We start from the raw sequence: 23,229 nt of genomic DNA on the forward strand, positions 1-23,229 counted from the left end.
ACGCAAGGAGCCGTTCACAGGTCGGCCTCGTTCAGTTCGGCCATCAGCGCTTGCATTTCATCATCGGACAGGCCCGAGGCGCTGAACTCGGTGCTGTCGGCTTGCGGCTCGGCGGCGCTCGGGTCCAGCGCTTGCGCGACCTCGGCCATGGCGGCGATGGTCTGGCGTTCGAAGACTTGCTTGGCCGAGAGCGCGATACCTTGCTCGTGGGCCTGGGCCACCACTTGCAGGCTCAGGATCGAGTCGCCGCCGATGGCGAAGAAATTGTCGGTGACGCTCACCGTGGAAAGCTTCAAGACCTTGGCAACGATGGCTTGCAACGTGGTTTCCATGGCGTTGCGCGGCGCCACATGGGCGCTTTCGTCGAGCTGGTCCGGATCGGGCAACTGGCGGGTGTCGAGCTTGCCGTTGGGCGTGCGCGGAAAACTCGCCAGGGTCAGCACCAGGGCCGGCACCATGTACGACGGCAGGCGCTCGCCGAGGAAGCGCTTGATTGCCTCCGAATCCGGTGCGTAGCCGTGGGCGGCCAAGATGTAGGCGAGCAAGCGTTTGCCGGCGGCCTGTTCCTGGACGATCACTGCGGCTTCGCGCACGTCGCTGTGGTTGCACAGTTGACGCTCGATTTCACCCAGCTCGATGCGGTAGCCGCGCACCTTGACCTGATGGTCCTTGCGCCCCAGGAACGCCAAGCGCCCGTCGGCCAACCAGCACGCCAGGTCGCCGGTGCGATAGGCGCGAGTGCCGTCAGCCAGAGTGACGAAGGCCTTGGCGGTTTCTTCGGGTTTGTTGCGATAGCCGCGGGCCAGAGTCGGGCCAGCGAGGACGATTTCACCCGGTTCGCCAATGGCGCAAGCGGTGTCGAATTCGTTCAGCAGGCGCAGGTCCATGCCGGCGATGGGGCGGCCGATGCTGACGTTCCGGCTCGGCTCCAGCACCTCATAGGTAGCCCAGACCGTCGCTTCAGTGGGGCCGTATTCGTTCACCAGCCGGGCCTGTGGCAGGGTCTTGCTGTGTTGCGCGATCAGCGACGGCGGGCAAGCCTCGCCGGCGACGATCCAGCAGGCGAGGGGATGGGTTTCCCCGCTGCGCTGCAATTGATCGAGCAGGGCCTGGTACAGCGACGGCAATGACAGGCCGTGGCTGACCTGATGTTGGACAATCAGCTGCGCCAGGCGGGCCATTTCAAGTTCTTCACCCGGCGCGGGCAACACCAGGCGTCCGCCTTGGGCCAGGGTCCAGAAAATCCCGGCGACCGAGCTGTCGAAGGCAAACGACGACAGCAGCAGGTAGGCGCGCACCGGGGCTTCGTACGTGGCCATGCGCACCTGGGTCGAGTAGCTCAGCGCGCCGTGGCTGATTTCCACGGCTTTTGGCGCACCGGTAGAGCCGGAGGTGTAGATCAAGTAGGCGAGGTCGTTCGCGTCTGGCAGGGGGAGCGCCGGCATATCGCCGAGATCCTGGGCTGTCAGGTCACTCAGCACGAAACGCTGCAAACTGGCCGGCACACTGTCGGCCAGTTCGGCGCTGACCACGATGTGGGCGATGGCGCTGTCGGCAAGCATGTAGGCACGGCGGTCGGCCGGGTAGGTCGGGTCGATCGGCACGTAGGCGCCGCCGGCTTTCAAGACGGCGAGCATGGCGACAATGGCCGCGTTGCTGCGGGCGAACAGGATGCCGACAGGCACTCCCGGGCTGATGCCGGCGGCGACCAGTCGATGGGCCAACTGGGTGGCGCAGGCATTGAGGCGGCCATAGCTCAGGTCGCCGTGCTGGTCGCTGAGGGCGATGGCGTCCGGTTGTTGGCGAACCTGGCGGGCAATCAGTTCCACCAGTGTCACGGGTTCGATGGATGGCACGCTCGCACCGGTGCCGATCAGTTGCGCTTGCAGCGCACCATCCAGGGACAGTTGGGCCCAGGCCCGTTGCGGTTCAGCCAGGGCGCCTTGCAATAGTTGCAGCCATTGCTCGGCGAGGCATCCTGCGGCTTCGGCACTGAGGGCATGGCGGTCGTAGACCAGCTGCGCGTGCAGGTTGTCGGGCAACTGGCGTACGTTCAGGCACGCCTTCAGCGGGTTCATCACCGCGCTGGCTTGGCGTTCCCGGGCATCGCCCGAGCGCCAGGCAAAGGCGTATCCGGCATCGAGGGTGCCGGTGTAATAGTCCTGCCAGCCAACCGCTCGTTCCAGGGCGACGGCCATTTGCACGCTTTGTTCCTGCAAGGTCGCCTGGGCATCCAGTTTGATGCACACGGGCAGGCACTGCTCGAACAGGCCCAGGGTGTCCGCCAGTTCCGCGCCGCGACTTTCATGGATCAGGGTGAGCGGCACCTGTTGCTGGCCGGCCAGTCGTCCCAGCACCGCTGCCCAGGCCGTCAGCAGCATATCAGCCGTCAGGATCGGATTGCGGGCGAGGGCGGCAGGCAGTGTCAGGTCCAGTCGGGTCGGCGCAAATCCCTCTCCGAAGGTCGATTCGAGGGGCAGTTGCAACGTGGCCTGTTCGGTTTCCCCCGACGGTGTCCAGAAGCTCACGCCCGGGTGGTCCGGCGCGTCTTCAACCAGGCTCCAGCGCCATTCGGCGTAGTCGGCGTACTGCAAGGTTTCGGATAGGTCCGGTGCGGTGTCGTGCAGCAATCCAGCGGCCAGCCATTTCAGGCTGGCAAGGTCGAAATGGCTGCTGGCCGCGGCCAGGTCCAGGACAGTTTGCTCGTCGTCCAGGCGCACCAGGGTCACGCATAAAGGGTTCGTCCAGTCGCGAGGCTGGGTGGCGAATTGAGCCAAGGCCGCGTCCTGGTCGGCGCGGCTGTGCTGACGCAGGTCTTGGAGGTTCACCGCCAGCGAAGCGGTTTCGTCGATTACCTGCACTGGATGGCGCAGGCCAGCCACGGGCATCAGGCGCGTGCGCAGGATTTCACTGCCAGCCACCAACGCCTGCAGGCGGTTGTTCAGGGCGTCGAGATCCAGCGGTTGTGACAACGTCCATTGCAAATGACAGCTGAACGGGTGCTCCGCCGCGCCGTTGATGTGGGGATACACCGATGCCTGTTGCGGGGAAATACGAAAACCTTGAAGTCCGCTCATGTTCATCTCGACTAGAAAAGGGCTTGCGCCAGGTCACCACGCAGGCACTGGGGCTTGCTGGACATGCGTCGGGCAAGCCACCTGCGCACGGCGGGTGGCCTCGTTGAATGTCAGACGGCAACGTCGCTCGACAGCAGGGCTTCAGCCATGCCGGTCATGATGGCGCGCTTGCCGGTAAAGGGTTCGCGACCGTGCACGGCGAGCATGTTGTCGATGAACAACACGTCCCCCTGCTGCCAGCTGAAGCGCACCAACGAATTGAGGTACGCCGCACGCAGCGATTCCAGGACTTGCGGCTCGATTGGCTCGCCGTCGCCATAAAAGGTGTTGGTGGGCAGGTCGAGGTCGTTGAAATTGCTTTGCAACGAATCGCGAATGCGCTCGGGCAGAGTGCTGATGTGGAAGAACGTGGCGTGGTTGAACCAGACCTCTTCGCCGGTGCGCGGGTGGCGTACCACGGCCGGCCCGCGTTGACGGGTGCGCAGGCGATTGTTGTCTTTCCATTCCACTTCGATGCCGACGCTGGCGCAGTAGGCTTCCACTTCGCCGCGGTCTTCGGACTGGAATACGGTCTGCCACGGCAGGCCGAAACCGTCGCCGTAGTTGCGCACGTATAACACGCCTTTTTCCCGGAACCGCGCTTCAATCTGCGGGCTGATCCTGGCCTTGACGGCGCGGGTCGAGCCAATCGGTGTTTCACCACCGGTTTCGGACGGAAGATGGCAATAGAAGAACAGCCGCAGGGGGAAGCGTGGTGAGTAGGAATGCTCGTTGTGGGGAAAGATCATCTGGTCGGCCGGGTAGTCGGTCGAGGTGTAGATATTGCCGCCGACACGTGTCCGGGGCGAGGCGCGGAACATGTATTCCAGCGCGCCAGGGGAAAGCGCGGCGATCACTTGGTCGAACTGCTCGACGGACGTGACGTTGAAGCCGCGAAACAGCAGGGCGCCATATTGCAGCAGTTTCTTTTCTAATGACTCGCGTTCCCGTGCGGCCCAGGCAACCAGGTCGACACCGCTGACGGCTGGCTCGATCACCAGCGGCAGGGCGTGGTCCGGGCTGAGCAGGCGCTCGGTCACCAACTGTTGTTCCGAGACGTTCATGGCTTTGCGACGCACTGCGCCGAGGGCGCGTGGCGATGGGGGCACGATAGACATAGCGGCATCCGACTCGGTTAAAGGGACAAGGAGCGACGTTTGGCTTGCATTATCTGGCTGCGACCGGCCTGCGCCTGGGACTGTTGCCGCTCACGGGCAAAGGCCTGGTCCCAGCTGCCGATGCGCTCGGCCAGCGCCGGCAGCGGCTCGTCCAGCAGGGTGGGGAGTTGCTCCAGCAGGCACGTCCACAGATGTTGCAGGCGCAACGCACGGCTTTGGTCGAAGTATTCGCCGCGATACTTGAGGGTTGCGGCGAGGCCCTCGCTGCCATGCACGAGGTCGAGCACCAAGTGAAAGTCGCCCGGTGCCTGGGCCACGTCCAGCGCAGACAACTGCGCGCCGGCAATGGCGGTCGGGGACACCCGCGACGGTTGATAGTTGAGCTTGACCTGGAACAGCGGTGAGTGACCGGCGCGGCGCTGCGGCGCGAGGGCCGAGACCACCAGGTCGAAAGGCAGGCCTTGATGGGCGTAGGCCTGGCGCGCTTCATCGCGAACCTGCTCGAGGAAATCGGCCAGGGTCGGTTCGCCGCGCAGGTCACAGCGCAAGGTCAACTGGTTGACGAAGAAACCGATGACGTCGTTGTGCTCGGCCAATGGCCGGCCGCTGACGTCGGTGCCCAGCAAAAATTGCGCTTGCCCGCCCAGTTGCTTGAGCACCAGTTGGTAACTGGCGAGCAGCAGCATGAACAAGGTCATGCCTTGTTCGCGGGCCAATTCAGCCAAGCGCTCGCAGCGGGCCTGGGACACGTTGAAGTTCAGGCTGTGTTCGCCCGGGGCCGGGCCGCTGCCACCGAGTTCCAGGGTTTGTGGCATGTCGGCCAGGTATCCACGCCAGAAGTCCTGCTCGCTGGCGATCCGCTGTTCACTCCAGTGCCGGGCTTCCCATTGAGCGAAATCGAGGTATTGCCCCGGCAGCCCGGCGCCCACCGTAGCGGCCAGCTCCGCCAGCAGCACTTGCGCCGAGCGTCCGTCGAAGGCGATGTGGTGCAGGGTCAGCAGCAGGTCATGTTGTTGGTCATTTCTGCTGAGCAACTGCGCGCGCAGCAGCGGGCCGGCTTGCAGATCCACCGGAGTGGCGTGTTCATCGGCCAAACGCTGGCTCAGCGCCTGCTGTTGCTGGGTTTCGTTCCGGTCACGTAAGTCATGCTGGACCAGCGCTACAGGCGTGGCTTGCAGCACCTGTTGTTGCGGGCCATCGACGCCGTCGCGGTACACCGTGCGCAACACGCCGTGACGCTCGACCAGCGTGTTCAGGCGCAGGGAGAGCGTCTCGATGTCCAGTGGACCTTGCAAGCGCAAGTGCAGTACGAGGTTGTGGCGCGTGTCGTCCGGGTTCAGTTGGCGCAGGAACCACAGGCGACGCTGGGCGAACGATTGATGCGCCTGGCTGAGGCGGGCCTGCACGGACGCAACCTCGGCTGTTGGCGCCGGTTGATTCAGGAAGCCTTGCAGGGCGAGCGCCCATTGTCCGAGGGTGGTTTCCCCAAACAACTCATGGGTATCGAGGCTCCAGCCCAGGTCCCGGTGCAGGCGCGCGGCGAAGTCGGCGACGCCGATGGAATCCAGGCCCTGGCCGATCAGGCTGCGGTCGAAGTCGGCCGAAAAATACGGGTTGACCGCGTGAAGCGTCTGTTCCAACCATTGACGGCAGGCGATTTGGGCCTGTTGCGGTGTTTCAGTGGCCAGGCGCTTGAGCTGGGCAAGGTCAAGGGCTTCGTCATTCGAGGCCAGGGTCCCACCGCTCTGGGCGATGATGCTCAACGTGCCCGCAGCGAGTTGTTTACGCGCGCCTTGACGGGCGATCTTGCCGCTGGTGGTCATCGGGATGGTGCCGGCTTGCACCAGCACGATCTGGTCGATGCCACAGTCGGCGGCTTCGCGCACGGCGTTTTGCATCGACGCGAACAGCGCCGGGTGATGGGCCGGGTCAACGAATTTGCGCTGCGGCTCGGCGACGATCACCAGCTTCTCGCGGCCCAGTGCCGGGTCCATTTCCGAGAAAGCGGCGATGCGTCCGGTGCGGATGCCCGGCTCGGCGTCGGTAATGGCGAATTCGATGTCGTGGGGATAGAGGTTGCGCCCGTTGAGAATCAACAGGTCCTTGAGCCGCCCGCAGATCACGACCTGGCCTTCGTGCATGAAACCCAGGTCGCCGGAGCGCAGGTAATGCTCCGATGAGCCGGCGATCCGCGCCTCAAAGGCTTCGCGAGTGGCCTCGGGATTCTTCCAATAGGATTCGGCGTTGCTCGGGCCCTTGAGCCAGACTTCGCCGATGCGGTCAGGGGCGCAGCGCTCATAGGTCTGCGGGTCGACGATGGCGATGCTGTGCAAGGCTTGCGGGTAGCCGCAGGCGACGAACTCCACGGCGGCAGCACCGGCCGCCGCCAGCGCCACACGGCCGGTCTCCAGCACGGACTTGTCCAGGCGCAGCACCACCGGCAGCGCGTCGGCCGGGGTGGCGCTGACGCACAGGGTCGCTTCGGCCTGGCCATAACCGGGGCTGATGGCCAACGGGTTGAGGCCACAGGCGGAAAAACGCTGGACGAACGCTTCCAGGGTGCCGGGATGGATCGGTTCGGCGCCGTTGATCGCGTGTTTCCAGGCGCTCAGGTCAAGCTGCGCGATCAGGTTGTCGCTGACCACCCGGTTGCACAGGGCGTAGGCGAAGTTAGGAGCGAAACTGGCGGTGGCACGGTAGCGACTCAACGCCTGCAACCAGGCCGATGGCGCATTGACGAAGGTCTGGGAAGCCATCAGATAACAAGGCATGCCGCTGTAGAGCGGCGCCAGCATGCCGCCGATCAGGCCCATGTCGTGGTACAGCGGCAGCCAGTTGACCATGGCGCCTTGTGCATCGAAACCATAGGCCTGGCGCATCAGTTCGACGTTGGCGATCAGGTTGCGTTGACGCACCTCGACACCCTTTGGCGAACCGGTGGAGCCGGAGGTGTATTGCAGGAAGGCCACGGTCGAACCGTCGATGGCCGGGCGTAGCCACTGGCTGGCCGGTGGCGTGCCAAGAGCCTGGACGGTCAGCACATCGACGCGACCCTCCGCCAGTTCCAACAAGCCTTCGCAATACTCCGCCGGGGCGAGAATCAGCGCCGGCTCGGCATCCACCACTACATTGCGGACGCGGTCGAGGTGACGCGGTTTGCGCGACGGCGGCGGGAACAACGGCACCGCGATCAGGCCGGCATACAGGCAGGCGCAGAAGGCGCGGGCGTAGTCGAGGCTGCTGGGCAGCATCAACAGCACGCGGTCGCCCGGTGCATAGCGCGCTTGCAGCGCGGCCGCCAGGGATTGGGACTGCTCGTGCAATTGGAAGAAGGTCAGGGATTCGCCGATCTCGACGCCGTCTGGCAAAAAGTGCAGTGCGGCGTGCTGAGGAAAAAGCTGGGCGTTGGCTTCCAGCACGTCGATCCAGTGTTCGAAGGAAAACATGTTCAATTCACGCCATGGCCACGATGACTTTACGGTCACCGGTAAAAGGATTGCGACCGTGTGCCACCAGTCGGTTGTCGAGCATCAGGATGTCGCCGGGCTGCCAGGGGAAGCTGACGGCAGTCTGGCGATAGACTTCGCGCACGGTATCGAGCATGTCGTCGGCAATGGCCGAGCCGTCGCCGAAATAGACATGGCGCGGCAGGTTCTCCTCACCCACTGCCGCCAGCAGACTGGCGCGTACGCTGGGTTCGATGGCCGAGACATGGAACAGGTGCGCCTGGTTGAACCAGACCCATTCGCCGGTCTCGGGATGCTGCTGCACCGCGGCGCAACGCTGGCGGGTGCGCAGGTCACCATCGGCTTTCCATTCCCACTCGATGTCGTTGTCCTGGCAGTAGCGTTCGACCTGGGCGCGGTCCAGGGTGTTGAAGACTTTTTCCCAGGGAAGGTCCAGGGCGCCACTGTAGTTGCGTACATAAAGCAGCTCGCGGCTGGCGAACAGCTCGCGGATCTCGTCCGGTATGCGCTGGTAGATCAGGCGGCTGTCGGCAATCGGCGTCTCGCCCCCGGTTTCACTGGCCTTGATGCAGTGGAACCAGATGCGCGAAGGCCAGGGCCGGGTGTACGCCTGTTCGTTGTGAAGAGGGATGAATTGATGGGCCGGGTATTCAGTGGAGCTATAGACCCCTGCGAAGACTTTGCTACGCGGCGTGGAACCGAATTCGTAACTGGCCAGTGGTGCACCGAAGCTGGCGGCGAAGCGCTTGAAATCGATGGGCGTGGCAACGGCAAAACCGCGGAACAAAACCCCGCCAACCGTAGCCAGGAGGTGGGGCAGGCTGTCGCGAGTCGAGGCGTCCAGATCGTGAATCGACTGACCTGGCGCCGCCTGTACCAAGACGGGCAACGATGGTGCGCCTTCATCCATGGAAGCCACTGAAATAGGCGCAGGACGCCCGTCCAAGTGTTCGATTGAGGTCATCCTTGTGCATCCTCTTTTATCTTCTTCGACCAGTCACAAGACCTTGAAAGCAGCGCAGCGGTCGGGTGTGTAGGACTCGTCTGTAATGTATCTGGATAAATACAAGACGGCATATTAGGTACAAATGAGAGAGATTATCAATACTGTTTATTTATATTTTTTTTTGGATTAGACTCCGCTCCGCTGGTACCAACAGGCGGTCAGGCCGGCTAAAAAAACCAAAAATATCTGTCGCAGGGGAGCGGGGCGTGAATTTCAAAAAGAATACAATTGCGTTGGCTGTAGGGTCTGCGGTAGGCCTGGCCAACTGTGCTTGGGCAGCTGAAGAGTCCAACGCGATGGAGCTCGCTCCGATCACCGTTTCGGGTGAGAAAATCGACCGCACCCTCGAGAAGACCCAGTCCAGCGTGGTGGTCGTCACGGACAAGAATCTGCGCGAGCACGGCGACAAGGACTTGGTGGATGTGTTTGCCCGCACGCCCGGTGTCTATAGCCAGGCCGGCAACGAGAACTGGGGCATTCGTGGCGTGCCGGTGTCCGGTTTTGACGATCAGGGCCCAGCGACGCTCAATGGTGCTGTGTCGGTGTATGTCGACGGTGCCGTGCAACCGAACCGCGCGCTGACCCTCAGCCCGGTCCCGCTCTGGGATGCGGAGCAGGTCGAGGTGTTCCTTGGCCCGCAATCCACCACCCAGGGGCGTAACTCCCTTGCTGGCGCGGTCGTTATCCGGACCAAGAACCCCACCTTCGAACCGAGCTTCTCGGCGCAGACCAACGTGGGCAACGACGGCGAGCGCGGTGCGGCCGTGGCCGGAGGCGGGGCCATCGTCGATGACAAGATCGCCGGGCGTATCGCGGTGGACTATGGCGAAGGTGACGGTTACATCCGCAACACTGCGCTCAATGATGACGCCAACCCGCGTCGCACCAGCAACACACGCGGCAAATTGCTGATCCTGCCCAATGATGACACCGACGTCCTGCTGACCTACGCCCACAGCGAGCACCGTCAGGGCGACCGTTCGACCATGCGCGTCAACGGCAAGCCGAGCTATTACGACATCTCGTCCAACACCAAGGCCTTCGACAACCTCAAGCAGGATACGCTGAGCGCCAAGATTGACTACCGGCTGAACGATGCTTGGACGTTGACGAGCATGACCGCCAATACCCGTTCGGACTATAGCGCTCGACTGGATTTTGACCAGAGCGCTCTAGCCAACGATGTCATTCTTCGCAAACAGGACGGCGACCTGTTTAGCCAGGAGTTGCGCCTGAATTACGCCTCGGACACGGTGAAAAGCTTCGTTGGTGCGTACTACGGTCGTAGCACTAATAACTTCCATGACCGCTTGTTGTCCGGCGCTGATCTATTTACGGTCAAGGGTGATACCAAGATTGAAAACAAGGCTGTATTCGGCGAAATCAACTGGACGTTTGCTCCGCGCTGGACATTGATCACCGGCCTTCGTTATGACCATGAGACCAACGACACTGACATCGAAGAGGACGCTTTTTCCAGTTCGGGAAAAGTCAGCAAGTCGTTTGACGCGGTACTGCCGAAGCTCGGTGTCGATTACGAGTTGGCCACCGATCAATACCTCGGTTTCATGGTGCAGAAAGGCTATCGTGGCGGTGGCGTCAACGTGCGAGCCGGTGGCGGTCATGAAGCTTACGATCCGGAATACACTACTAACTACGAACTTTCCTACCGTGGCTCGTTCTTCGACAAGACGCTGCGTACCCGTGCCAACCTGTATTACACCGACTGGAAAGATCAGCAAGTCAGTGTTCTGGAAAGGGGCGCTAGCTTCGCACGCATCTACAATGCGGGCCGCAGCGATATCAAGGGTCTGGAAGTCTTCGTCGAAAAAGACCTTACCGAACAGCTGACCCTGAACGTCGGTGGTGCCTACACCGATGGCAAATACAAGGATTTCGTCACCGGCGAAGGTCAGGACATGAGCGGCGAATCGTTCCTTTATTCGCCCAAGTACAAGATGTCGGTGGGTGGTGTCTATCGCTTCGACGACCGTCTGATATTCGGCACGGACGTTGTCTACCAGAGCGCCGCGCCTTCGGAGTACGAGTTCGATGCCAGCGGCAACGTCACCGGTGAGCGCCGCAGCGACAACTACGTGCTGGTGAACTTCAATACCGAGTACAAAGTCACCAAGAACGTCGCGGTGTCCGCCTACGTGAAGAACGCGTTCGACAAGGAATACGTCACCAACAACCGCAACGACACCATCATCGACGTCGGCGCACCGCGCACGGTGGGGATGATCCTTCGCTACGACATGTAAGCTACGACATGTAAACCCGCGGGCGCGGGAAGGCAATCTTCCCGCGCCCGGCCTGTTGCTCCCGGATGTTTGTTCCAGGCTGTTTGTCCCTTCCAAACCCAGCCTCCATGGAGGAAATCATGAGTGCTTCTTCGAATGTCACAGCAGGTGGCGCGCAACAGCTACGCCTGTTGCATACCGGTCTGTCGAGCCCATACTGCCTCGATCCGACGCCGCTGCTGGAGCGTCAGCAACAGCAGGAGTCCAACGCCCGCAGTTACCCGCGGCGCATTCCCCTGGTGCTTGAAAGGGCCTATGGCATTTATGTGCAAGACAGCCGGGGGCAAGTATTCGTCGATTGCCTGGCCGGTGCCGGAACCCTGGCGCTGGGGCACAACCACCCGGTAATCATCGAAGCTATCACGCAGGTCATGGCTGCCGGTGTGCCGATGCACACACTGGACCTCATGACGCCGGTGAAGGACGCATTCGTCCAGGAAATTTTCGCCTGCCTGCCCAGCGAGTTCGCGCGTAACGCACGCATCCAGTTCTGTGGCCCGAGTGGGGCCGATGCGGTCGAGGCCGCGCTCAAGCTGACCCGTACCGCCACGGGACGCCATTCGGTCTTGGCATTCGAGGGGGCTTATCACGGGATGACCCTCGGCACCTTGGCCATCAGCGGCAACCTGTCACCAAAGAATGCCCTAGGCGCCTTGATGCCGGGTGTGCAGCGCTTGCCATTCCCTCACGATTATCGCTGCCCATTTGGTGTAGCGGGCGATCAAGCCGTTACGCTGAATGTCCGTTACCTGGAGCACTTGCTCAACGATCCGGAAAGCGGCGTAACTGCTCCGGCGGCAATGATCCTGGAACCAATCCAAGGGGAGGGCGGGGTGATCGCCGCGCCGGACCGTTGGCTGCAGGAGCTGCGCCGGTTGACCCAGGCTCATGGCATCCCGCTGATCGTCGACGAGATCCAGTGCGGCATCGCCCGTAGCGGCCGGATGTTCGGGTTCGAGCAATCGGGTATCACGCCCGACGTCATCACCCTGTCCAAAGCCATCGGAGGCGGCTTGCCGCTTTCGGTCATGGTGTATAACGACTCACTTGACGTCTGGCAGCCGGGCGCTCACGCCGGCACGTTCCGCGGCAATCAGCTGGCGATGGCGGCGGGCACTGCGACCTTGCGCTTCATCCGCGATGAAGGCCTGGTCCAGCACGCCGAAACGGTGGGCGCCCACTTGCGCAACCAACTGCAGGCGCTGCAAAACGAGTTCGCCTGGATCGGCGATGTGCGTGGGCGCGGCCTGATGCTCGGGATGGAAATCGTCGACCCACAAGGCGCCCCCGACGTGCAGGGCCATCCACCGGCGGACTCGATACGGGCCAAGGCCTTCCAGCAAGCCTGTCTTAAGCACGGCTTGATCGTTGAGCTTGGCGGGCGTCACGGCGCAACTGTGCGCTTCCTGCCGCCGCTGATCATTACCGAAGAGGAAATCGATTTCGTTGCGCAGATACTGTTTCAGGCAGCTCGCTCGATCAGCTAGTTTTTTTCGTTGATTTCCAGGCGGCCGACGTTGAGTCGGCAGTCCTGCCGAGCAAATTCTGCATCGCTGTTAGTGACGATATCTTGCATGGGTCATGAGTTGTCACCGACCTTGCGGATGCGTAAGCTGCCCCCATGAACCAGCCATCAGTTATTTCCCCCGGCGCTCGCGGCCCAGTCGATCACGACATTCGAGATCAGATCGTCGCGGCAGCCAATGAACATTTCAGCCAGTATGGCTATGGCAAGACCACGGTTTCCGACCTGGCCAAGGCCATCGGCTTTTCCAAGGCGTACATCTACAAATTCTTCGATTCCAAGCAGGCGATCGGCGAAGCCATCTGTGCCAATTGCCTGTCGACTATCGTTGCGGCCGTCGAGAAGGCCATCAACGAAGAGGGCCTGTCAGCAACGGAGCGTTTTCGTCGGCTGGTCAAGACCGTGGTGGCCACTGGGGTGGACCTGTTCTTCAACGACCGCAAACTTTATGACATCGCGGCGTTTTCGGCCTCGGAGCACTGGCCCAGTTCGCAGGTCTACAACGCGCAGATCAAAAGCTTCGTGCTGCAGATTGTCCGCGAAGGGCGTGAGCTCGGCGAGTTCGAGCGCAAGACACCGCTGGACGAAACCGTAGATGCCATTCACCTGGCCCTGCGGCCATTCGTCAATCCGCTGCTGCTGCAATACAACCTCGATTTCGTCGAGCAAGCCCCCACGCTCACCTCCAATCTCATCCTGCGCAGCCTGATGCCCTGAACGTTGGCTGAAGGGCCGCTCACGTCGCGAAAAAGTGACTGTTCTGGAAATCAATCACCTTGTCGCTACGGGTAGCTCTTCAGGCGGTTGCCAGCCACCACCTAGCGCCCGAAATGCCGCGACCGCCGCCCGTGCCGACTCCGTTCGTGCTTGGGCATGGGCATCGGAGGTGCGCAGCAGCGTGTCGTCGGCGTTGAGCACATCGATCAGGCTGGCGGTGCCTTTCTGATAGGCAACGAACGATGACTGCCGGGCCTGGGTCAATGCCGTTTCGCCCTGGGCGAGGGTGGTCGCCTGGGTTTCCCGATTGACCAAGGCGCTGAAGGCATTTTCGACTTCTTCGGTGGCGCGCAATACGGACTGGCGATAAGCGGCCAGCGCTTCGGCCTCCTGGCCTTTTGCCTGATCGATCTGAGCGTTGATTCGGCCGAAATCGAAAAGCCTCCAGCGCAGGCCCAACACACCCGCCGACTGGCTGGCGCCGCTGCTGAAAAGATTGCCGCCGGACACCGCCGTGGCGCTGCCGAGCAAGGCGCTGAGGGAGAACTTCGGATAGTACTCGGCGACGGCCTCGCCGATGCGCGCATTGGAAGCCGCGAGGCGCCGCTCCGCGACCATCAGGTCAGGCCTGCGCCGCAGCAGGTCGGCCGGTGTTCCCGTTGCCGTTAGCTGCGGGGCAAGAGGAATATCCCGTAGTGCAGCCAATTGCGGGCGATGGGTGCCTGGCGGTGTACCGAGCAGGACATCGACTGCGTTCATGGCCGCATCAAGCCCAGTCTGCAATATCGGAACCGTGGCCTGCACTTGTGCCAATTGCCCTTCGGTCTGTCGGACCTGATAGCTGGCGGCAAGGCCCTTGCTGTAGAGCAGTTGGACTTTTTCCAGCAGGTCTTGCTGCGTTCTGACTTGACGGTTCGCGATGTCCAGTCGGCTCTGCAATCCGCGCAAGGTGATGTAGGTGTCGGCAATTTGCGCGGCGACGGCGAGTCGCGTGGCGGCGACGCCCGCCTCGGACGCCTGGTAATCGGCCAATGCCGCTTCGCGTCCGCGTCGCAGGCCGCCGAAGGCGTCAATCTCCCAACTGGCGCCGAGGTTGAGTTCGTAGGAACTTCCGTACCGGTCAAAACCGGGCGTTGAGTCCAACACCTGGCCGAGCGGCGTTTCCACCGACTGATAAGCGCGCGCGGCTTGGCCGCTGATGTTTCCCGACGGTAGTAAAGCGGCGTTGGCGGCGCCGAGGCCCGCCCGTGCCTGCGTGAGTCGCGCCGAGGCCTGTGCCAGGTCCAGGTTCTGTTCAAGAGCCTGGACGACCAATCCGTTGAGCGTGGGATCATCAAAGCCTTCCCACCAGGCGGCCCAGTTGGCCGGTGTGCTCGCGGAGCTCTGTTCGAGCGAGGAATGTTCGACCGAAGACTGACCCAGGTACCGACTCGAAAGTGGGACCTCGGGACGCTGGTAGTCCGGGCCGACCGCGCAGCCCGCCATCAAGCTGGCGCTCATCAAAAGGGCAATGGGACGCAAGGGTGGCATTGAGGTTCCTTGGGCTGGGATGGATGTGACCATATTACGTTGTGGTCACAGTCTGTCAATCCGGCTTCTCTTAGCTTGCAGAAAGTGCAGTTTGATTGTCTGGTGCCACCGGACTGTGGGTGAGTGAAGGGATTCGGTACGGGAGGTAGTGACGATTGACAGATATGGTCACTGGACTGAGAATGCGATTCCCATCCTATCCATTCAAGTAAGGGACCCTATGTTCCGGCACCGATCCGTCACCCTTGCCGCTTGCTTGTTGCCACTCGTCCTGACGGCGTGTGGCGAGTCATCCACCGCGAATGATCCGCGCACGCTTGCGCCGTTGGTGAGGGTTGCCGAAGTCCAGGGCTCGTCCGCGACTTCTCGTACATTTTCCGGTGTCGTCACGGCAAGGGTTCAGAGCGACTTGGGTTTCCGGGTGTCGGGCAAGGTGCTCGAGCGTCTGGTCGATACCGGCCAGAGTGTAAAAAAGGGACAGCCGCTCATGCGCCTGGACCCGATCGACTTGGGGTTGCAGGCGCGGGCGCAACAGGAGGCTGTCGCCGCCGCTCGGGCCAGGGCCAAGCAGACCGCTGATGACGAGGCGCGCTACCGCGACCTGGTCGCCGCCGGCGCTATTTCCGCTTCGGGGTACGACCAGATCAAGGCCGCCGCCGATACCGCCAAGGCGCAGCTCAGTGCCGCCCAGGCGCAGGCCGACGTGGCTCGCAATGCCTCCGGCTACGCCGTGCTGCTTGCTGACGCGGACGGCGTCGTGATGGAAACGCTCGCCGAGCCCGGGCAAGTCGTCAGTCCTGGGCAAATTGTGGTCCGACTCGCGCGGGCCGGACAGCGCGAAGCCGTCGTGCAGTTGCCCGAGACCCTGCGGCCGGCCGCAGGCTCCTCCGCCCAGGCGACGCTTTATGGCAACGCCAAGCAGGTGGTGAGCGCCAAGCTGAGGCTGCTGTCGGATTCGGCCGATCGGGTGACGCGTACCTTCGAGGCGCGGTATGTGCTAGAGGGCGCGCTGGCTAACGCGCCGCTGGGTTCGACGGTGACGCTTCGGATCGCCGAGGGCGCTCAAGCAGGGCAAGCACTGCAAGTGCCGATTGCCGCCATTCTCGACTCGGGCAAAGGCACCGGTGTGTGGGTCATTACCGCAGAGCCGGCGAAAGTTGCCTGGCGTCCCGTCCAGGTCCTCGCCTTGAGCGACGATGCCGCACAAGTCTCGGGCGACCTGGAAATGGGCGAGCGGATCGTCGCGCTGGGCGCCCATCTGTTGCGTGAAGGAGAAGCGGTGAGGCTGGCTCCGCCGGGCGATGTGAACGTCGCGGGGAATCGCCCATGAGCTTCAACCTTTCGGCGCTCGCCGTCCGCGAGCGCTCCATTACCGTGTTCTTGCTGTTGCTGATCGCTGTCGCGGGCGTCCTGGCCTTCTTCCAGCTTGGGCGCGCCGAGGATCCACCGTTCACAGTCAAGCAACTGACGGTGATTACCGCATGGCCGGGCGCGACGGCCCAGGAGATGCAGGACCAGGTCGCCGAGCCGCTGGAGAAACGCCTGCAAGAACTGAAGTGGTACGACCGCACGGAAACTTATACCCGCCCGGGGCTGGCGTTCACCATGGTATCGCTGGTCGACCGCACGCCACCGTCGCAGGTGCAGGAAGAGTTTTATCAGGCGCGCAAGAAGCTCGCCGACGAGGCTATCAAACTACCGGCCGGTGTCATCGGGCCGATGGTCAACGATGAGTTCTCCGATGTGACCTTTGCCTTGTTTGCCCTCAAAGCCAAGGGCGAACCGCAGCGACTGCTGGTCCGCGACGCCGAGGCGTTGCGCCAACGGCTGCTGCATGTTCCGGGCGTGAAGAAGGTCAACATCATCGGCGAGCAGCCCGAACGGATCTTCGTGTCTTTTTCCCATGATCGGCTGGCGACGCTGGGCGTTTCGCCCCAAGAGATTTTCGCCGCCCTGAACAGCCAGAATATGCTCACGCCCGCCGGCTCGATCGAAACCGCCGGGCCTCAGGTCTTCCTGCGCCTGGATGGTGCCTTCGACAAGCTGCAGAAAATTCGTGATACGCCCATTTCAGTCCTGGGACGCTCGCTGAAGCTTTCGGACGTGGCGACCGTCGAGCGCGGTTATGAAGACCCGGCCACGTTCCTGGTGCGCAACGGCGGCGAAGAGGCGCTGTTGTTGGGTGTGATCATGCGCGAGGGCTGGAATGGCCTGGACCTGGGCAAAGCGCTGGACGCGGAGACGAACTCGATCAACGAGGGCATGCCGCTGGGCATGACGCTGAGCAAGGTCACCGACCAGTCAGTGAACATCGACTCGGCCGTCGGTGAGTTCATGGTCAAGTTTTTCGTCGCGCTGTTGGTGGTGATGATCGTGTGTTTTGTCAGCATGGGCTGGCGCGTCGGTGTGGTGGTCGCGGCGGCGGTACCGCTGACGCTGGCCGTGGTGTTCGTGGTCATGGCCGCCACCGGCAAGAACTTCGACCGCATTACCCTTGGTTCGCTGATCCTCGCGCTCGGGCTGCTGGTGGACGATGCGATCATCGCTATCGAAATGATGGTGGTGAAAATGGAGGAGGGCTACGACCGGATCAAAGCCTCGGCCTACGCCTGGAGTCATACGGCTGCGCCGATGCTGTCCGGCACGCTGGTGACCGCCATCGGCTTCATGCCCAACGGCTTCGCGCAATCGACCGCTGGCGAATACACCAGCAACATGTTCTGGATCGTCGGCATTGCACTGATCGCTTCCTGGGTGGTCGCGGTGGCGTTCACGCCGTACCTGGGCGTGAAACTGTTGCCGGACATCAAACAGGTCGAAGGTGGCCACGCGGCCATTTACAACACCCGCCATTACAACCGCTTTCGTCGGGTACTGACGCGGGTCATTGCGCGCAAATGGTGGGTGGCCGGTACCGTGATCGCGACATTCGTGGTGGCGATCCTCGGCATGAGCCTGGTGAAGAAGCAGTTCTTCCCCACCTCGGATCGGCCAGAGGTGCTGGTGGAAGTGCAGATGCCCTATGGCACGTCCATCGAGCAGACCAGCGCCACCGTCGCCAAGGTTGAAGCCTGGCTACAAAAACAGGACGAGGCCAAGATCGTTACCGCCTACATCGGCCAAGGCGCACCGCGCTTTTACCTGGCGATGGCGCCGGAACTGCCCGATCCGTCTTTCGCCAAGATCGTCGTGCTGACGGACAGCCAGCAATCGCGCGAAGCCCTCAAGTTCCGTCTCCGTGAAGCGGTCGCCGAAGGGCTTGCACCGGAAGCGCGCGTGAGGGTGACCCAACTGGTGTTCGGCCCGTATTCGCCGTTCCCGGTGGCGTATCGCGTGATGGGGCCTGACCCGGCGAAACTGCGCGAGATCGCCAGCCAGGTCCAGGACGTCATGCAGGCGAGCCCGTTGATGCGGACCGTCAACACCGACTGGGGACCGCGGGTGCCAACCCTGCATTTCAATTTGGATCAGGACCGTTTGCAGGCCGTGGGGCTGACCTCCAACGCGGTTGCGCAGCAGTTGCAGTTCCTCCTCGCAGGGGTGCCGATCACGGCGGTCCGCGAAGACATTCGGTCGGTGCAGGTGGTCGGTCGCGCCGCCGGGGATATTCGTCTGGATCCCGCCAAGATAGAAGGCTTCACCCTGGTGGGCGCGACGGGACAGCGGATCCCGCTGTCCCAGGTCGGCGAGGTGGATGTGCGCATGGAGGACCCGATCCTGCGCCGTCGTGATCGCACACCCACCATGACCGTGCGCGGCGATATCGATGAAGGCCTGCAACCGCCGGACGTTTCCAGTGCTATTTTCAAGCAACTGCAACCGGTCATCGACAGGCTGCCCAGCGGCTACCGGATCGAGCAAGCGGGGGCCATCGAAGAATCGGGCAAGGCCGGCAAGGCCATCGTCCCGTTGGTTCCGATCATGGTCGCAATGACGCTGCTGATCATCATCCTGCAAGTCCGTTCGGTCTCGGCGATGATCATGGTGTTCCTCACCGCACCGCTGGGTTTGATCGGCGTGGTGCCGACCCTGCTAATCTTCAACCAGCCGTTTGGTATCAACGCGCTGGTCGGCCTGATCGCCTTGTCGGGCATTCTGATGCGCAATACGTTGATCCTGATCGGGCAGATCCATCAGAACGACAAGGAAGGTCTCGATCCGTTCCACGCGGTGATCGAGGCCACGGTGCAACGGGCCCGTCCGGTGCTGCTCACGGCACTGGCGGCAATCCTCGCGTTCATTCCGCTGACCCATTCGGTGTTCTGGGGGACGCTGGCCTACACACTGATCGGCGGCACGCTCGTCGGCACCATCATGACGCTGGTGTTCCTGCCGGCGATGTATTCCATCTGGTTCAAGATCCGTCCTGAGACGAAGAGGGCTTCATGAAAAATCGCCAAGATCAAACACGCATCATCGTCACTGGCGTCGGTATTGTCGGCCCCTTGGGCTGTGCCGTGGAAGAAGTGTGGAAGCGCCTGCTGGCTGGGTATTCCGGGATTCGCAACCTGTCCGAGGACATCGTCGAAGGAACCGGCGTTGCCGTTGGCGGGCAGGTGCCTTCCCTCGAAGAGGATGGGATTGCCGGCTACGACCCGGAACGTCTCATCGCGCCCAAGGACCGCAAGAAGATGGATCGCTTCATCGAGTTCGCCCTGGTGGCCGCTCACGAAGCCCTCGAACAAGCGGGCTGGCATCCCGTCGATGCCATCGATCAAGAGCGGACCGCGACGATCATTTCCTCGGGCGTGGGTGGGTTCGCCACGATTGCCGAGGCCGTGCGCACCACGGACAGTCGTGGCCCGCGCCGGTTGTCGCCGTTCACCGCCCCGGCTTTCCTGGCCAACATGGCGGCCGGGCAGGTGTCGATCCGGCATGGTTTCAAGGGGCCGCTTGGCGCGCCTGTCACGGCTTGCGCTGCCGGAGTGCAGGCCATCGGTGATGCCGCCAGGCTCATTCGAAGTGGCGAGGCGGACATCGCCATCTGCGGCGGCACCGAAGCGGCGATAGACCGTGTGACCTTGGGTTGTTTCGCAGCGGCCCGCGCACTGTCGACGGGGTTCGCCGAGCGCCCGCAAGAAGCTTCGCGGCCCTTCGACCGCGAGCGTGACGGTTTCGTCATGGCCGAAGGCGCCGGGCTGCTGGTGATCGAATCGCTGGAACACGCCCTGGCCCGTGGCGCCAAGCCGCTGGCGGAGCTGGTGGGTTATGGAACCAGCGCCGATGCCTATCATTTGACGGCCGGGCCGGAGGATGGCAACGGCGCACGGCGCGCCATGGAGCAGGCGCTGCGCCAGGCTGGGGTCAGCCCCGCCGAAGTGCAGCACATCAACGCCCACGCGACGTCGACCCAGGTCGGCGATGCCGGTGAACTGGCGGCGATTCGCGCGGTATTTGGCACCGGCTCGGGCGTGGCGATCACGTCGACCAAATCCGCCACCGGCCATCTCCTTGGAGCGGCGGGAGGCATTGAAGCGATCTTCACCGTCCTCGCGCTGCGCGACCAGGTCGTGCCACCGACGCTGAACCTGATTCATCCCGATGAGGCGGCCAGCGGGCTCGATCTGGTTGGTTTGAAAGCTCGGAAAATGCCGATCACCCATGCGCTGTCGAATGGCTTCGGCTTTGGTGGCGTCAACGCCAGCGTGCTGTTTCGCCGTTGGGAAGACTGATACCGATCAGCGCCGCAGGACGAACAGGAGCAGCGCGACCAGGCACGTCAGCGCCTGGATCGCGCCCAGCGTGGTGACGGGTGAAAAGCTCAGCACAGAGGCCAGCCAGGTCGTCAGCGCAGCCGCACCCATGGAAAGAAAACCCAGCAGTGCGGAGGCCATCCCGGCCTCCTTGCCAAACGGCCCCATGGTGATGGCCGTGCCCAGCGGATTAGCCAGTCCCATGCCCCAAAGAAACGTGATCATCGCCACCGCATACCAGCCAAGGCCAGGCTCGGCCGAGCCAACAAGCAGCAAACCGCCGCCGACCATGGCGCAGGCAATGCCCAGCAAGGCGATGGTTCGCGGACCGTGGCGGTGCGCCAGGCGAGGGGCCGCCATGCCGGCGGCGAACACGACGAACACCGTTGAGGCGAAGTACAAGCCAGCCTGCACCGACGTCAGGCCGATGCCTTTCATCAGGATCGCGGGGGCGGCGGCGAAGGAGGCGAACAAGCCGCTCAGCAGCAGGCTCATCGACAGGGCCGGCAGAATGAAGCGCGTGTCCATCATCAACCTGGCATAGGCGCGCAGCACGCTGCCGGTGGAATGCGGCGCCCGGCGGTCGGCGGGATGGGTTTCTCCAAGGTCACGCACATAGAAAAAAGCCAGTACCACGGCGGCCAATCCGACGAGAATGAAGATGGCGCGCCATCCGAGCGTGACGGACAGGACGCTGCCGGCCAAGGGCGAAAAACCTGGCGCTGCGGCGGTGGCGACCATCGTCAGCGACAGGGCGCGCGCCAACGTTTCGCCCTCGAACAGGTCCCGTGCGATAGCGCGCGACAACACCGAGGCTGCGCAGACGCCCAATGCCTGGACGACGCGTCCGGCGATCAGCAGGTCGAGGGACGTGGCGAAGCCCGCGATGACGGTGCCGGCCACGAACACGGCAAGTCCACCCAGCACCAGTTTCTTGCGCCCATAGCGGTCGGCCAACGGACCGACCAGCAATTGGGCGAACGCAAAGGTCACGAAGAAGCTGGAGAGGGTCAGGCCGAGTTCGCGGGCGGTCACGCCGAGTTCTTCGCCGATGACCGGGAAGGCCGGGAGGATGATATTCGTGGAGAGCATGCCGATCGCCGCGAGGCCCGCGAGCAGCGCCACGATTCGGCCGGTCAGGGGTTGGCTGGAGACGTGTGGCGCCGTCGCGGCCATTGCCGATGCATTTCCCGTGTCCATGTGTTATCCCCTGCTGCGAGCGCTTATGATGGTCGTCATATTTTATGTGTAATATGACGACCATCATCTGGTGCGTCAAGCCGAAAGGCTGCGAGGATTTGCATCCTTGTGCGGGCCGATCACTCTCGACCCCGCTCCCGCCCCAACGCCACCAGACAACCGCCAATCAACAGCGCCGCGCCCGCCACCAGCAAGGGTGTCGGCCGTCGTGCGGGTTTGCGCCAGCCGCCCTCGATACGTCGCTGGCCGCTGGGTGGGGCGAACAGGTTGCCCGTAGACGAAGCTAACCGCGGGCTGCGGTCCAGGCTCCGGCGTGTCAGCCAGCCGGAGAGCTGCGGGAATCCCGGCAGCAGGAAATGCGCCGCTCTGGCGAGTATCGCCGCGCTGCCCACGGTGGTGCTGGGCTTGGGGTTGAGCGCGCAGTTGACCATCGCTGCGGCGACCCGCTGCGGATCATAGACCGGAGGCGGTGGCTTGAGAGCATGCCCCGTGAAGTTGGCGCCGTCGCGAAAGCCAGGTGTATCCATGACAGCAGGATAGATATCGCAAACGTGGATATCGGGGTGTTCGCCCAATTCACCGCGCAACGCTTCGGACAAACCCCGCAACCCGTATTTGCTGGCTGAATAGGCAGCGGCATACGGCTGCGCGACCCAACTGCCCAACGACAGTGTGTTGATCAGGATGCCGCGCTTTTGCGCCTTGAAATAGGGCCAGGCGACGTAGGCTCCACGCAGATAGCCAAGCAAATCGGTCTGCAGAACCTGTTCATGCACATCGAGCGGGGTCTGCTCGAAACTGCCCACCGCGCCCACGCCGGCGTTGTTGATCCAGATGTCGATGCGACCGTCACCGAATGTCGCGGCCTCGGCCGCCAGGGCCTGCATCTGCTCGCTGCGGGTGACGTCGGTGCGCACCGCCAACGCAGTGGCACCTTGTGCCTGGCATTCATTGACCACCTCGGCGAGTGCGGCACGGTCGCGTGCCGCCAGGACCAGGCGCGCGCCTTGCCGGGCAAACGCCTGGGCGGCTGCGCGGCCGATCCCGCTGGACGCTCCGGTGATGACCACCAGTTTTTCCGCCAAGGGGGATGTCTTGGATCCCTGGGCGGGATCGGCGCGATCCTTGAGTTGTTGGGAGGGCTTGTCGGTCTCTGCGTGGATGGGCGCAAGTTTCAGACGCACACCGTCGGCCATGATTAACGTCAGGTCTTCAATGGTGCCGGCGACCCTGTCGGGGTACACCGGTTCACCCTCGGGATCGAGCTGGTCATAGAGAAAATTCTGACCCTCCAGCCAGCCCACCGCCATATTCAGTTCAGGGCCCAGGTAGTACTTTCCATCGAGAAAAAAGCCAGGGAAATGTGGCGCTCGCTCGACGCTTTCGATGGTATAGCGCTCGCCAGTCCGCATGCCGGTTGCCGGTGAAATCATGATCAACACCTCCGCTCTGTTGTTCTGCGATAGAGAGGAGGGGCAAACCGGGGTTCCATTGAAGTGAGGAAAGGCGTTTTAAGTGAACTGAGGCGCATCCTTTTCTGTCAGTTATTTCTGA

13 protein-coding genes are annotated in these 23,229 nt (G+C 62.8%); 6 read left to right on the forward strand and 7 right to left on the reverse strand.

Annotated features, from left to right (window positions below; translation table 11 throughout):
• Positions 1-14 precede the first annotated feature (14 nt).
• From HU742_RS10995 to HU742_RS11010, 4 genes are all read right to left on the reverse strand, one after another.
• Positions 15-3,077 (reverse strand): non-ribosomal peptide synthetase, encoded by a 3,063-nt coding sequence (locus tag HU742_RS10995; RefSeq protein ID WP_186642507.1) that lies wholly within the window; start codon positions 3,075-3,077, stop codon positions 15-17.
• Positions 3,078-3,187: 110 nt separating this feature from the next.
• A complete protein-coding gene (locus HU742_RS11000; protein WP_186642508.1) occupies positions 3,188-4,234 on the reverse strand; it encodes a TauD/TfdA family dioxygenase in 1,047 nt (348 codons plus the stop codon).
• Positions 4,235-4,251: 17 nt separating this feature from the next.
• A complete protein-coding gene (locus tag HU742_RS11005) occupies positions 4,252-7,680 on the reverse strand; it encodes a condensation domain-containing protein (protein WP_186642509.1) in 3,429 nt (1,142 codons plus the stop codon).
• Positions 7,681-7,687: 7 nt separating this feature from the next.
• A complete protein-coding gene (locus HU742_RS11010) occupies positions 7,688-8,665 on the reverse strand; it encodes a TauD/TfdA family dioxygenase (RefSeq protein ID WP_186631699.1) in 978 nt (325 codons plus the stop codon).
• Positions 8,666-8,913: 248 nt separating this feature from the next.
• On the opposite strand from HU742_RS11010, the gene HU742_RS11015 reads away from it, so the two are divergent.
• The 3 genes from HU742_RS11015 (at position 8,914) to HU742_RS11025 (ending at position 13,252) form a co-directional block, all read left to right on the forward strand.
• Entirely contained in the window at positions 8,914-10,971 is a 2,058-nt protein-coding gene (locus tag HU742_RS11015; RefSeq protein ID WP_186631702.1) for a TonB-dependent receptor domain-containing protein, read from the forward strand.
• A 119-nt stretch (positions 10,972-11,090) separates the two neighbouring features.
• Positions 11,091-12,497, forward strand: a complete 1,407-nt coding sequence (locus HU742_RS11020; RefSeq protein WP_186642510.1) for a diaminobutyrate--2-oxoglutarate transaminase — start codon at positions 11,091-11,093, stop codon at positions 12,495-12,497.
• A 134-nt stretch (positions 12,498-12,631) separates the two neighbouring features.
• Positions 12,632-13,252 (forward strand): TetR/AcrR family transcriptional regulator, encoded by a 621-nt coding sequence (locus HU742_RS11025; protein ID WP_186631708.1) that lies wholly within the window; start codon positions 12,632-12,634, stop codon positions 13,250-13,252.
• Between the two features lie 54 nt (positions 13,253-13,306).
• Here HU742_RS11025 and HU742_RS11030 read toward each other — a convergent pair whose 3' ends face one another.
• Positions 13,307-14,782 carry an efflux transporter outer membrane subunit gene (locus HU742_RS11030; RefSeq protein ID WP_186642511.1) on the reverse strand — a complete coding sequence of 492 codons (1,476 nt, stop codon included), beginning with the start codon at positions 14,780-14,782 and terminating at the stop codon, positions 13,307-13,309.
• Between the two features lie 220 nt (positions 14,783-15,002).
• Between HU742_RS11030 and HU742_RS11035 the strand changes: the two genes are divergently transcribed.
• The 3 genes from HU742_RS11035 to fabF are packed head-to-tail and all read left to right on the forward strand — an operon-like array spanning position 15,003 to position 20,454.
• Entirely contained in the window at positions 15,003-16,112 is a 1,110-nt protein-coding gene (locus tag HU742_RS11035) for an efflux RND transporter periplasmic adaptor subunit (protein ID WP_186642512.1), read from the forward strand.
• Positions 16,109-19,171: an efflux RND transporter permease subunit gene (locus HU742_RS11040; protein ID WP_186642513.1), complete on the forward strand. Its 3,063-nt coding sequence runs from the start codon at positions 16,109-16,111 to the stop codon at positions 19,169-19,171. Before HU742_RS11035 ends, HU742_RS11040 begins: the two co-directional genes overlap by 4 nt.
• Entirely contained in the window at positions 19,168-20,454 is a 1,287-nt protein-coding gene (gene fabF, locus HU742_RS11045) for a beta-ketoacyl-ACP synthase II (protein WP_186642514.1), read from the forward strand. The genes HU742_RS11040 and fabF overlap by 4 nt, the downstream gene beginning before the upstream one ends.
• A 6-nt stretch (positions 20,455-20,460) precedes the next feature.
• Here fabF and HU742_RS11050 read toward each other — a convergent pair whose 3' ends face one another.
• Both HU742_RS11050 and HU742_RS11055 read right to left on the reverse strand, forming a co-directional pair.
• Positions 20,461-21,675 carry a multidrug effflux MFS transporter gene (locus HU742_RS11050; RefSeq protein ID WP_186642515.1) on the reverse strand — a complete coding sequence of 405 codons (1,215 nt, stop codon included), beginning with the start codon at positions 21,673-21,675 and terminating at the stop codon, positions 20,461-20,463.
• A gap of 119 nt (positions 21,676-21,794) precedes the next feature.
• Positions 21,795-23,108 (reverse strand): SDR family oxidoreductase, encoded by a 1,314-nt coding sequence (locus HU742_RS11055; protein WP_186642516.1) that lies wholly within the window; start codon positions 23,106-23,108, stop codon positions 21,795-21,797.
• Between the last annotated feature and the right edge of the window lie 121 nt (positions 23,109-23,229).

Origin of the sequence: Pseudomonas marvdashtae, assembly GCF_014268655.2 — a bacterium.
Classification (GTDB): domain Bacteria; phylum Pseudomonadota; class Gammaproteobacteria; order Pseudomonadales; family Pseudomonadaceae; genus Aquipseudomonas; species Aquipseudomonas marvdashtae.